Source organism: Deltaproteobacteria bacterium, from assembly GCA_003696105.1.
GTDB lineage: Bacteria > Myxococcota_A > Polyangia > Haliangiales > J016 > J016.
Genome location: RFGE01000021.1, coordinates 1 through 11,912, shown reverse-complemented (window position 1 = coordinate 11,912; position 11,912 = coordinate 1). Strand labels below are relative to the sequence as shown.

Here is an 11,912-nt window from a genome sequence, read left to right as displayed (position 1 = left end):
GCCGGGCGGCCGGCCGCCCGCGTCACCGCACGGTGCAAGCGATGCCCAAAAAGTACGTCGACTTGGGCTTGCCCGGCATCGGCTCTCCGCCGATCAACCACGGGTCGCCGCTGTCGACCTCGGAGCTGGCGGTCGCCTTCTTGCCCTTGGCGTTGACCCACGCGACCGCCATGCGCAGCCGCGGCTTCTTGCCCTGCTTGCGCACCACGTCGCGCACGGTGAGGTCGAGCCGCCCGCCGACCTTCAGCGCAATCTCGGCGGTCTCCGCCGTGGCCACCTTCGCCCGATGGCGCGCGATCAGCACGAACGACGACCAACTCGCGAACGGCGGCTTCTTGAGGACGCGCGCGAGACCGCCCAGGCCGGGGTCGATCCCCTTGCCGTCGTTGTTGGCTTCGATCTCGAACACGTCGCACGCGGCCGCCGGTTTGGACTGCGCGCGCGCCGCCGGGGCGGGCAGCGCGATCGCCAGCAGCGCGGCCGCGGTCAGCAGCCAGTTCATATCGGGCCCTCCACGTCGTCTCGGGTCACCCAGATCACGGTCGTCGGGTTTTCGCCGGCTTCGCCGGGAATGGTCAAGATCGTTCCCGCACCGTCGTCCACCTCGACGCTGTCTACGACCGCCGGCTCCGACACCACGAACGTCGGCGCGGCGCCCGCCTGGCCGCTCGCCTGCGCGGCGGCGGGGCCGCCGGCCGCCCCGGCCGGCGGCTCGACGCGCACGATCTCGGTGCGCGTGATCGTCTCGGGCGGCCGCAGCGCGATGACCAGCGCGGCCGCGGCCGCCGCGCACACCGCGCCGGTGAGCACCTGGCTGCGATAGCGGTCGAGCCACCGGCCGAGCGCGGCCCACGCGCCGGCCGGCGCGCCGTCGGCCGCCGGCGCGCGCGCGGCCGGTGCGATCGCGCCGTCGGCGGCGCGGCCGTTGGCGCCGATGCGCCGCTCGATGGCCGGCCACATCGCGTCGAGCCGCTCCTCGACCTCGTCGGCGGCCAGCTCGAGGTGTCCGCGCACCAGTTCGGTCATCTGAGCCAACGCGTCGAGCTTTCGCTCGTCGTCTGCCGACAGCGGCCCGACGTCCTCGCCGAGTTCGCCGTCGTAGTGGACCATGAGGTCGATGTCGTCGCGCCGGCCCGCCATAGTTACACCTTTAGATCCGTTTCGCCGCCCATCAACTCGAGCAGCCGCTTTTGCAGATTTCGGCGCGCGTGGAACAGCCGCGACATGATCGTGCCCTTCGCGCACTGCATGGCCTGGGCCATCTCCTCGTACGACATCCCCTCCAGCTCGCGCAAGATGATCACCGCGCGGTGATTGTCCGACAGCGTCTCGAGCGCCTCCGCGATGTACTCGCGCACCTGGCGCCGCGCCAAATTTCGCTGCGGGTTGCCGTCGAGCATGCGCGGCAGCAGCGCCTCCTCGCCGACGGGCGCATCGGCTTCGTCATGGCCGATCGCGTCGTCGAAGTCGACGTGGCGCGCGCGTTTGCGGCGGCGAATGTGGTCGATACACAGGTTCATGACGATCCGGTACAGCCAGGTGTAGAAGCTGGCGTTGCCCTGGAAGGTACCGAGATGCCGGTGGGCCTTGATGAACGCCTCCTGCACGACGTCCAGCGCGTCGTCCGCGTTGTGGAGCATGCCGTACGCGGCCGCGTACGCGCGTCGCCGGTAGCGTTCGAACAGGACGCGGAATGCGTCCGCATCGCCGTCTCGCGCGCGGTCCACGAGTTCGCGATCGCCGGCGTCCTCAGGTGCGTCATCCGGTGGGATCGACGCCATGTGGACCCGCTTATTCACGCACCGGCAGGTATAACACGCCGGCGACGGCGCCTGGCGCGGCGGCCGGCCTGCGGGCGCGAAGCCGCGACCGCGACCGGCCTGCCGGCGCGCGGGGGCGCCCTGCGGCGATTCGAGCTACACTGCCCGCCGGTAGCGCGGTGGACTCGTTCGACGCCATACACGCCGGGCTCGCCCGCGTGCGCCGCCGGCTCGTCGGTCAGGCCGCGGCGGCCGGCGCGTTGATCGCGGGGGCCGTCGCGGCGCTCGCGGGGGTCGTGGCGCCGCTGGCGGCGTCGGCGGTCGGCGCCGCGCGGGCTCCGTCCGTCGCCGGCGCGGCGGTCGGCGCCGCAGTCGCGGCGGCGGCGGCGGCGGCCGTGCGCTACGCGGCCGCGCGGCGGCGATGGCGCTCGGACGAGGCGGTCGCGCGCTACCTCGGCGGCTCGGACCTGCTGTCTGCAGTGCAACTCGAACGCGCCAGCCGCGCCGCGTTTTCGCGCGAGCTGATCGACGCGCTGGCGGACCAGACGGCGCGCCAACTCGCCGGAGTCGATGTCGCCGCCGCGGTGCCCGCGCGCCGCCTGCGAGCTCCCGCGGCGATCGCGTCCGCGGCGGCAGCCGTCGTCGTCGCCGCGTCGGCCGCGGCGCCGGGGTCGATCGCACACGGCTGGCGCCTCGCGCTCGCCGCCGGCGACGACGCGATCCCCGGAGCGCAGACCTCCGCGGCGCCGGTCGTCGGCGACATCGAGATCCACCTCGAGTACCCCGGCTACACCGGGCGGCCGGCCGTGACCCTCCCATCCGCGTCGGGCGACTTCCGGGCGATGCCCGGGACGAAGGTGTCGCTGCGCGCGCGGCCGCTGGCCCCCGCACGCGCGGCGAAGCTGCTGTTCGAGCGCGACGGCGGCGGCGATCGCGACCCGCTGGTGCTGCAGCCGGCCGGCGATGCGTTCGCCGCGACGTGGACCGTGCGCGCACCCGCGCGGTACCGCTTCTACGTCGAGCGGATCGACGGCCCGCCGGCGGTCGACGCCGAAGCGCACGCGATCGAGATCGAGCCCGACGAGCCGCCGGCGATCGAACTGTACGCGCCGGCCGACGAACTCGACGTCGAGGGAAAGAAGCGCGTGGAGCTGGCGTGGACCGCCGAGGACGACTACGGCCTGCGAACGATCGATCTCGTGTGGACCGGCGACGACGACGCGGAGGCCGGCCGCGCCCGCCTGTGGACCGCCGACGACCCGCGCCGCACGTCACAGGGGCGCTACCTGTGGGATCTCGCCGAGGTCGACCTGCGTCCGGGCACGCGCGTCGCCTACCACCTCGAGGCGGCCGACAACGACGACGTGTCCGGACCGAACGTCGCCAAGTCCAAGACGTTCTATCTGCGCGTGTTCAGCAAACGCGAACGCCACGAGCAGCTCGTCGACCGGCAGGCGGAGCTGTTCGAGAAGCTCGTCGCGCAGCTCGGCGGCCGCCTCGTCGTCGCGCCGGCCGACGTGGATGCGCACCGCGCGCTACACGCTGGCGCGCAGACGATCGCCGGCGATGTCGGCGCCATCGTCGCCGCGCTGGCCGACGACGACCGCGCCGGCGACGACCTGCGCGCGGCGCTCGGCGCGATGCACGCGCGGCTTCGCGCGTTGGTGTCGACCGAAGCCAAGCTCCTCGACGCCGGCGCGCCCGCGCCGGCCCAGCTCGCGCGCGGCGACGCGAACTGGGTCCAGGAGTGCGAGCGCGACGTGCTGCTGATGGCCGATTGGATCGACCGGCAGCGGCTCGAGAACGTCCTCGCGCTCACCGACGAGATCGCCGATCGGCGCAAGCGCATCGCCGCGCTGTTCGAACAGTACGAACGCACCGGCGATCCCGACACGCTGGCGGAGATCGAGCGCGAGCTGCGCGCGCTGGAGCGCGATCTGGCCGCGCTCTCGCGCAAGCAGACGTCGCTCGGCGAGGACGTGCTCGACCGCTACGTCAACGCCGAGGCGCTCGCGGACGACGAGGGCGAACATTGCCTCGCCGAGGTGCGCCGCCTACTGGCCGCCGGCGACGCGGCGGCGGCGCAGCGGCAAATGGCCAAGTGCAACGCGCTGTTCGACGACGCACAACAGCAGCTCGAACAGGCGCTGTCGACTCTGCGCGGCGACAAGTTCACCGAACAGCAGCGCCAACTCGACGAACTGATGAGCGAGCTGGCCGATCTCGCGCAGGATCAGAAGGACACCGCGCGGCGCGCCGACGACCTGATGCAGCGCTATTCCGAGGCGACCAGCGAACTGCTCGAGGACAAGGCCAAGGAGGTCCGCGCAGAGGCCGACCGGCTGATCCAGAAATTGCGGCGGCGCATCGACCGCGTGCCGAAAGCGGGGCTCACACCGTTTTCCAAGGAAGAGCTGCCGATCGCGAAGCAACGACTCGACGACGTGGCGAAGATGCTGCGGGACGGCGACCTCGCTGAAGCGCTCGCGATGGCGCGCCAGGCGCTCAACGGCCTCGAAACCGTCGAGGCCGAACTCGGCGCCGATCTCGACAGCGGCGAACCGTGGAGCGATCGCACCGGCGACGCGTACAACCAGGTCGCGCGCGCCGTGCCGCTCGCGCGCAAGCTCGTCGAACTGCTCGACGCCGCGACGCCGAGCCCGCAGCAGATCATGTCGCCGGCCGACCGCGATGCGCTGCGCCAGCTGCGCCGGCGCCAGCGCGCGATCCGGCGCCGCACCGAGCGGCTGCGCGACCGCGCCCGCAAGATCGCCGGCGAACTGCCGGGCTCGGCCGGCCAGGCGATGGCCGACGGGCTCGGCGAGGCGGTCGGCCACATGGAGGGCGCCGAACAGCGGATGCGCGCCGGCGATCCGCCGGGCGCCCGCCAGCGGGCGCGCGACGCGGCTGACGCGCTCGAACGCGCGCGGCAGTCCGCGCGCGACGCGGCCCGCCAGCGGCAAGCCGGGGGCCGCGGTTTGCGCGACGAGCCGGTGCGCATCCCGGGCGCGGACGAGTACCGCGCGCCGGAGGCGTTCCGCGAGGAGATCCTCGAGGCGATGAAGAAGGACAAGCCGCCCGGCTTCGCCGAACAGATCCGCCGCTACTATGAGGAGCTGATCAAATGACGGGCGCCGGCCGAATGGCGGTGGGCGCGTGCCTCGCGGCGTGGACCGCGGCGATATCGGCGGTCGCACCGGCGCCGGCGCGCGCCGGCAGCGGTCTGGGCGACTACGTCAAGGCGGCGCGCCTGCTGTACGCATGGCGGTTCGAGGACGCCGAGCGCGCGATCTCGGCGCTCGCCCGAACGGCGCCGGACGCTCCGGAAACCCGTTACTTGCAGGCGGAGTTGGCGTTTCTGCGGGGCGACTACGAGCGGGCCGCCCGGCGGCTCGATGGGCTGCCCGACGACGCGGCGTTCGGCAACGTCGGACCGCTGCGCGCGCTCGTCGCGTCGACCATCGAGGCGACGGCAGGATTTGCCCGCTACGAGTCGCCGAGCGGCCGCTTCGTCATCCACTATCCTCCGGGCAAAGACGAGGTCATCGTCGATCTGGCCGCCGAGGTACTCGATCGCGCCTACGACGCGATCGGCGATGACCTCGGCTACGAGCCGCCGACGCCGGTGCGGGTCGAGATCTTGTCGCGCGCATCGGATCTGGCAAAGGTGTCCACCCTCACCGAGTCGGAGATCGACACGACCGGGACGATCGCTCTGTGCAAGTACAACAAGTTGATGATTGTGACTCCGCGCGCGACCGTGTTCGGCTACAGTTGGATGGACACCCTCGCGCACGAGTACACGCACTACGTCGTGTCGCGGGCGAGCTACGATACGGTTCCGGTATGGCTGCAGGAGGGGCTCGCACGGTTCGAACAGTCGCGCTGGCGATCGCCGCCGACCGACACGCTGTCGCCGGTCGAGGAGAACCTGCTGGCATCCGCGCTGGCGTCCGGGCGCCTCATCGAGTTCGACGCGATGCACCCGTCGATGGCCAAGCTGCCGTCCGCCGAAGCGGCTGCGCTCGCGTTCGCCGAGGTGTACACGATGGTGACGTTCCTGCACGAGCGCGTCGGCTACGACGGCCTGCGCCGGATCCTCGCGCGCCAACGCGACGGCGCGAGCGCGCGCCGCGCCGTCACCGAGGTCACCGGGCTCGGGCGGTTCAGCAAGGTCGAGTCTGCGTGGCGCCGCTACCTGCGCAAGCGGAAGCTCAGCCGGCGCCCGGACCTGACCGGTCACACCGGGCGCGCACGCATCCGCAAAGGGGATCCCGAGGCGCCCGACGGGGACACCGACAACCTCGGCGTCGACCGCGTACGCGACGCGAAAGCGCGCAACTTCGCCCGGCTCGGCGGGATCCTGCGAGCTCGGCACATGCCGAAGGCGGCCGCGATCGAGTACGAAAAGGCGCTGGCGATCGCCGGCGACGATCCGTTCATCGCCGGCAAGCTGGCGCGCACGTACCTCGAATTGGACGACGCGGATCGCGCCGCAGAACTCGCCGCGCCGCTGGTCGACCTCGACCCGACCGACGCGGGCCCGGCCACGACCCTCGGCGCGGCGCACCTGCGCGCCGGGCGGCCCGGCCCCGCCGCCGAGGCGTTCGAGCGGGCGCTGCGCATCCAGCCGTTCGATCCGACCGTCCGCTGCGGACTGGCGCAGGCCTACCGCGCGCTCGGCGATGTCGGCCGAGCCGAGCGCGAGCGCAGAGCGTGCGATACACTCACCCGCACTCCGCGATAAATGGACTCCACTCGCTCGTCTATCACCGCCGTCGAATCCCCACGCGAGACCTCCGACCTCGAGGCCGTGCAGGACATCGCGCGCGCGCGCGCCGACATCGCGCGCGAGATCGAAAAGCGCATCGTCGGCCAGCGCCAGGTGGTCGACCACCTCCTGACCGCGATGTTCGCGCGCGGTCACTGCCTGTTCGTCGGCGTCCCCGGCCTCGCAAAGACGCTGCTCATCCAGACGCTGGCCGAAACGCTGAACCTGACCTTCAACCGCATTCAGTTCACGCCCGACCTGATGCCGTCGGACATCACCGGAACGGACGTCCTCGAAGAGGACCACTCCACCGGCAGGCGGGTGTTTCGGTTCATCCGCGGCCCGATCTTCGCCCACATCGTGCTGGCCGACGAGATCAACCGCACGCCGCCGAAGACCCAGGCGGCGCTGCTGCAGTCGATGCAGGAGTACCGCGTCACCGCGGGCGGCCGCACCTACGACCTCGAGCGGCCGTTTTGGGTGTTCGCCACGCAAAACCCGATCGAACAAGAGGGCACCTATCCCCTGCCGGAGGCGCAGCTCGATCGCTTCATGTTCCAGGTCGACGTCGACTATCCGAGCGAGGACGAGGAAGAGGAGATCGTCCGCCAGCAGACGTCGAGCTACCGGGCGCCCATCCAGCGGGTGCTGTCGCCCGACCGCATCATCGAACTGCAAGACCTGGTACTGCGGGTGCCGGTAGCGGACCATTGCGTCAAGCTCGCGGTCGCGCTGGCGCGCGCCACCCGTCCGGCAAACCCCGCCGCCCCCGAGTTCGTGCGCGAGTACGTGTCCTGGGGCGCCGGTCCGCGCGCGTCGCAGTACCTCGTCCTCGGGGCGAAGGCGCGCGCGATCCTCGACGGCCGGTTCGCCGTCGCCGACGAGGACATCACTGCCCTCGCCCGACCGACCCTACAGCACCGGCTCATCCTGAACTACAAAGCAGAGGCCGAAGGGGTCAGCGCCGCCGACCTCGTCGACCGACTCGTCGCCGCAGTCGCCGGCGGCGGCCGCTAGGAGATTGCCGTCGTGCGCCGGCGCGCCTGCCCAATTCCGACGCACAGCGCACGGCCCGGCCGCGCGCGCACCTGATCGCCGCCATGTCGCTGCTCGATCCCGTCGCCGTCTCGAAGCTCGAGACCATGCTGGTACGCGCGCGCGTGATCGTCGAAGGTGCGCTGTCGGGCCTGCACCGGGCTCGCCTGCACGGATCGTCCGTCGAGTTTTCCGAGCACAAGGAGTACGCGCCGGGCGACGAGGTGCGGCACATCGACTGGAAAGCCTACGGCAAGCTGGACCGCTACTACGTCAAGCAGTTCGAGCAAGAGTCCGAACTCACCGCACATCTGGTGCTCGACGCGACCGGGTCGATGGCCTACCGCGGCGACGGGCTGTCCAAGGTCGCCTACGCCAGCCACCTGTTGGCCGCACTCGCCTACCTGCTCATCCGCCAGCGCGACCGCGTCGGCCTGACCGTATTCGGCGCCGGCGACCTGCGCTACGTGCCCCCGCGAGCGCGCACGTCCCACCTGCACGACCTGCTCGGCGTGCTCGACGAGGTGACCGCAGCCGGCGCCAGTGGCGCCGACCCGATCGGCCCGGTGCTCGAGCGGGTCGCCGAGCTGACCCGCCGCCGGCGCGGGCTCGTCGTCGTCGCGTCCGACCTGTTCGATCGCCGCGGCGACGCGCTGGCGATGCTGCGCCGGCTGCGCGCCCGCGGCCACGACGTCGCCGTGTTTCAGACCCTCGATCCGCACGAGCTGTCGCTGCCGTTTTCGGGCCTCACGATCTTCGAGGATCTCGAGAGCGGAGCCGAGCTGCTGGCCGAACCCGACGCGATCCGCACGCGCTATCGCCGCGAACTCAACCGTTTCGTCGCCGGCGTGCGCCGCGAGTGCGTCACCGGCGGCGTCGAGCACCACCTCGTGTCGACGGCGCAACCGCTCGAGCGATCGCTCCTCGACTTTCTCATGCCGCGCGTGCGCGCGGCCGCCGGGGGCACCGCGTGAACTTCCTCGCCCCGGCCATGCTGCTCGGCGCCGCCGGCGTCGCGATCCCGATCGCACTGCACCTCATCGGCCGCCGGCGCGCCAAGCGCGTTCGCTTCGCGGCGGTCGATTTCCTGCTCGGCTCCAACAAACGCGTGGCGAGACGCCTGCAACTGCGCGAGCTATTGCTGCTGGCGTCCCGCGTGCTCGTGTGCCTGGCGATCCCGCTCGCGCTCGCCAAGCCGGTTAGTTCGTGCGCCGCCGACGGGCCGGCGGTCGCGCGCGGCCCGCAGGCCGCGGTGCTCGTCGTCGACAACACCCTCGCGGCGGCCGCGACCGTCGACGGCCGCCCGCTGGCCGACCGCATCCGTGCCGCGGCGCTCACGCTGCTGGACCGCATGGGGCCCGAGGCGGAGATCGCGATCGTCCCGCTTGCCGAGGGCGCGCCGGCGCCCGACGGGCTGGGGCGCGACCCGCTGGCGCTGCGCGACACACTGGCCGGCATGCGGCCTCAACCGCGTCCCGGCGATCTGGCCGGCGCCCTCGCGCGCGCCGCACGCCTGCTCGCGCAGTCGCGCCAGGCCGTCAAGACGATCTACGTGATCGGCGTGCCGGTGCGCGGGTGGACGCGCGGCGACCTGCCCGACCGCGGCGACCTCCCGCCGATCGCGCTCGTCAATCCTCTCGGCGGGGCGCCCGGAGAACGCACGATCGACAACGCCGCGGTCGTCGACGTCCAGGTGCAAACCGACCCCGCGGCCGGGAGCCGCGGCGTGCGCGTGACCGCGACCGTCGCCAACTTCGGCACGACGCCGATTGACGAGCGCGGCATTCGACTGTCGATCGATGGCCGCCCCGTCGCCGCCGCCACCGTGTCGCTGCGCCCGGGCGAGCAGGCGGTCAAACGATTCGCCGCCGCGCTGCCGAACGGCGCCAAACGAGCCGACCTCGTCGTCGAACTCGATCCCGACGCGCTGCCCGTCGACGATCGGCACTACGTCCGCGCGCAGCTGCGGGACGACGTGCGCGCACTGTTGGTGGACGGCGACGCGCGCACGATTCGGCACGAGGACGAGCTGTTCTATCTCGAAACCGCGCTCCGCCCCGGCGACCGCGGCGACAGCGGCGTGGTCGTCACGCGGGCGTTGCCCGACGACCTGGCGGACCTGTCGCTCGACGCATTCGACGTCGTCGTGCTGGCGAACGTGCGCGCGCTGTCGCCGCCCGACGTCAGTCGGCTGGTCGACTGGCTGCGCGCGGGCGGCGGCCTGTTCATCACCGTGGGCGATCGCGTCGGCGCCGACGACTACAACGCGGCGATGGCAGATCTGCTGCCCCAGCAGCTTCGCGATCCGATCGACACCGGCTATGGCGCTCGCGGCCCCGAGCGCGACGTGCGCGCCCTTCGGCTCGCGAAGCTCGACCGCGATCATCCGGTGCTGGCGCCGTTCGATGCCGACGCGACCGGTCTGCGCGACGCGCGGTTTTACCGCGTCATGCTGCTCGGACCGACGACGCGCGTCGAACACCGGCGCGTCCTGATGCGCTACTCCAACGGCGCCGCTGCCCTCGTCGAGGGGGAACTCGGGGACGGCCACGTGCTGCTGTGGACCTCGACGATCGACCGCGACTGGACGGACTTCCCGATCCATCCCGGGTTCTTGCCGCTCGTGCAACGCGCCGTCCGCCACCTGGCGCGCAAACCGGACGACGGCCAGCGCCGCGACGTGCGCGTCGGCTGGCGCTACGACCTGCCGATCCTGCCGAACACGACACGCGTCGAGATCGTCGGGCCGACAGGGCGCACGATCATGGAGGGGGAACGCGTCGCCGGCCGCAGCGCGGTGACGTTCGCCGACACCGACACGCCCGGCCTGTACCGCGTGTCGTTCGCCACAGCCAGCGGCAAGGCTGAGCGCGCGCCCGAGGCCGACTTCGCCGTAAACCTGGATCCGCGCGCGTCGGACGTGCGCCGCCTCGACCTGCGCGCGCTCACGGAGGCGGCGCCGGACGTCGCCGGCCGCCAGCCCGCGGCGCGCCCCGAACGGCGGGTCGAGCTGTGGCACGCGATCGCGGTCGGCCTGCTCGGCCTGCTGCTGCTCGAGTCAGTCCTGGTCGCGCGGCGCTGACGCGCGTCGGTCCCGGCAGGTGGCCCGCGCGGCCGCCCGCCGCACGCAACCCTGGTTGCGGCCGGGGGGGAAATTCCCCGGACGATCGGGACTGCGCCCCCGGGCACGCGAACGCAAGAACGCGCGCTGCCGGCTCGCCGACTGGCCCCAGGTTTGCACCGACACGAGGCCATGCGTGCCACCGTCCGCCGTCGATCGCCTCGCCCCTGGGCGCCGCTCCGCACCGCGCTGGCGGCCGCCGCGCACCTCGCGCCGGCGGCCGCGCTGGCCGCCTGCTCGTCGATCGGCAGCCCGGGATCGGTCACCGGCGGAGCCGACGCCGGTGCCGGTGGCGGTGGCGGCGGCGGAGGCGGGGACGAGTTCGTCGACGCGGCCGTGTGCGACCAGGTCGAGCCGATCGAGATCACGGCCGTCCCGCCGCCCGACCTGCTGCTCGTCGTCGACAAGTCCGGTTCCATGGAGGAGCCGCTCGGTACCGGCCAGCAGAAATGGCAGGTGATGCGCGGCGCCCTCATCGACCTCGTGACCGCGTACGACAGCGGCATCAACTTCGGGCTCGCGCTCTACCCGGACGACGACACATGCGCACCCGGGTCGGTGCGCTCCGCGATCGCCCCGCAAAACAGCAGTGCGATCACGACGGCGCTCAACGCGACCCGTCCAGACGGCGGCACGCCGACGCACACGACGCTGCAGGCCGCGCTGGCCTACTACAACTCGATCCCGGTCAATCCGCAGGGGCGATATGTGTTGTTGGCCACGGACGGACAGCCCAACTGCAAGAACATCGCCGACCCGACCGATCCCGCGATCAACGAGTCGATTCAGGCGATCACCGCGCTGCGCAATGCCGGCATCCCGACCTACGTGCTCGGGTTCGGCGACGGCATCAACAGCGACCCGACGACCCTGCAGGCGATGGCCAATGCGGGCGGCACGTTGACCTACTACGCGGCCAACTCGCCCGCCGAGCTGCAGGCCGCGCTCGACGCCATCGCCGGCGAGATCAACGTGCCGTCGTGTACCTTCGCGCTCGAGGAAGTGCCGGAGGACGTCGGCGAACTCGGCGTGTACTTCGACGACGTCCCGGTTCCGCGCAATCCGTCGCACGCCGACGGCTGGGACTACGATCCGGCGACCAATTCGATCACGTTCTACGGCGCCACGTGCGACCAGCTGCAAAGCGGCAGCGTGGGCGAAGTCCGCGTCGACTACGGCTGCGGCGGCGGTCCGATCGTCAAGTGACGGCCACCCCCGGCACCAG

9 protein-coding genes are annotated in these 11,912 nt (G+C 72.2%); 6 read left to right on the top strand and 3 right to left on the bottom strand.

Annotated elements, in window-relative coordinates; genetic code table 11:
• Window positions 1–22: 22 nt before the first annotated feature.
• The 3 genes from D6689_01350 to D6689_01340 are packed head-to-tail and all read right to left on the bottom strand — an operon-like array spanning window position 23 to window position 1,781.
• A complete protein-coding gene (locus D6689_01350) occupies window positions 23–502 on the bottom strand; it encodes a hypothetical protein (GenBank protein RMH44883.1) in 480 nt (159 codons plus the stop codon).
• Complete coding sequence (locus tag D6689_01345; protein RMH44882.1) at window positions 499–1,140, bottom strand: hypothetical protein; 642 nt, start codon at window positions 1,138–1,140, stop codon at window positions 499–501. Before D6689_01345 ends, D6689_01350 begins: the two co-directional genes overlap by 4 nt.
• A gap of 2 nt (window positions 1,141–1,142) precedes the next feature.
• A complete protein-coding gene (locus tag D6689_01340) occupies window positions 1,143–1,781 on the bottom strand; it encodes a sigma-70 family RNA polymerase sigma factor (protein ID RMH44881.1) in 639 nt (212 codons plus the stop codon).
• Here D6689_01340 and D6689_01335 point away from each other — a divergent pair.
• The 6 genes from D6689_01335 (at window position 1,694) to D6689_01310 (ending at window position 11,893) form a co-directional block, all read left to right on the top strand.
• Window positions 1,694–4,888, top strand: a complete 3,195-nt coding sequence (locus tag D6689_01335; GenBank protein ID RMH44880.1) for a DUF4175 family protein — start codon at window positions 1,694–1,696, stop codon at window positions 4,886–4,888. The genes D6689_01340 and D6689_01335 overlap by 88 nt on opposite strands.
• Window positions 4,885–6,507: a hypothetical protein gene (locus D6689_01330; GenBank protein RMH44879.1), complete on the top strand. Its 1,623-nt coding sequence runs from the start codon at window positions 4,885–4,887 to the stop codon at window positions 6,505–6,507. The genes D6689_01335 and D6689_01330 overlap by 4 nt, the downstream gene beginning before the upstream one ends.
• Entirely contained in the window at window positions 6,508–7,548 is a 1,041-nt protein-coding gene (locus tag D6689_01325; protein RMH44878.1) for a MoxR family ATPase, read from the top strand. It abuts the gene before it with no gap.
• 83 nt (window positions 7,549–7,631) lie between these two features.
• Window positions 7,632–8,540 carry a DUF58 domain-containing protein gene (locus tag D6689_01320; GenBank protein ID RMH44877.1) on the top strand — a complete coding sequence of 303 codons (909 nt, stop codon included), beginning with the start codon at window positions 7,632–7,634 and terminating at the stop codon, window positions 8,538–8,540.
• Window positions 8,537–10,648 carry a hypothetical protein gene (locus tag D6689_01315; GenBank protein RMH44876.1) on the top strand — a complete coding sequence of 704 codons (2,112 nt, stop codon included), beginning with the start codon at window positions 8,537–8,539 and terminating at the stop codon, window positions 10,646–10,648. Before D6689_01320 ends, D6689_01315 begins: the two co-directional genes overlap by 4 nt.
• 171 nt (window positions 10,649–10,819) lie before the next feature.
• Window positions 10,820–11,893: a VWA domain-containing protein gene (locus tag D6689_01310; GenBank protein RMH44875.1), complete on the top strand. Its 1,074-nt coding sequence runs from the start codon at window positions 10,820–10,822 to the stop codon at window positions 11,891–11,893.
• The last annotated feature ends 19 nt before the right edge of the window (window positions 11,894–11,912 follow it).

Coding starts and splice junctions, on each gene's coding strand:
- D6689_01350 (RMH44883.1), bottom strand. CDS start 502: ATGAACTGGCTGCTGACCGCGGCCGCGCTGCTGGCGATCGCGCTGCCC.
- D6689_01345 (RMH44882.1), bottom strand. CDS start 1,140: ATGGCGGGCCGGCGCGACGACATCGACCTCATGGTCCACTACGACGGC.
- D6689_01335 (RMH44880.1), top strand. CDS start 1,694: ATGCGTCCGCATCGCCGTCTCGCGCGCGGTCCACGAGTTCGCGATCGC.
- D6689_01340 (RMH44881.1), bottom strand. CDS start 1,781: ATGGCGTCGATCCCACCGGATGACGCACCTGAGGACGCCGGCGATCGC.
- D6689_01330 (RMH44879.1), top strand. CDS start 4,885: ATGACGGGCGCCGGCCGAATGGCGGTGGGCGCGTGCCTCGCGGCGTGG.
- D6689_01325 (RMH44878.1), top strand. CDS start 6,508: ATGGACTCCACTCGCTCGTCTATCACCGCCGTCGAATCCCCACGCGAG.
- D6689_01320 (RMH44877.1), top strand. CDS start 7,632: ATGTCGCTGCTCGATCCCGTCGCCGTCTCGAAGCTCGAGACCATGCTG.
- D6689_01310 (RMH44875.1), top strand. CDS start 10,820: ATGCGTGCCACCGTCCGCCGTCGATCGCCTCGCCCCTGGGCGCCGCTC.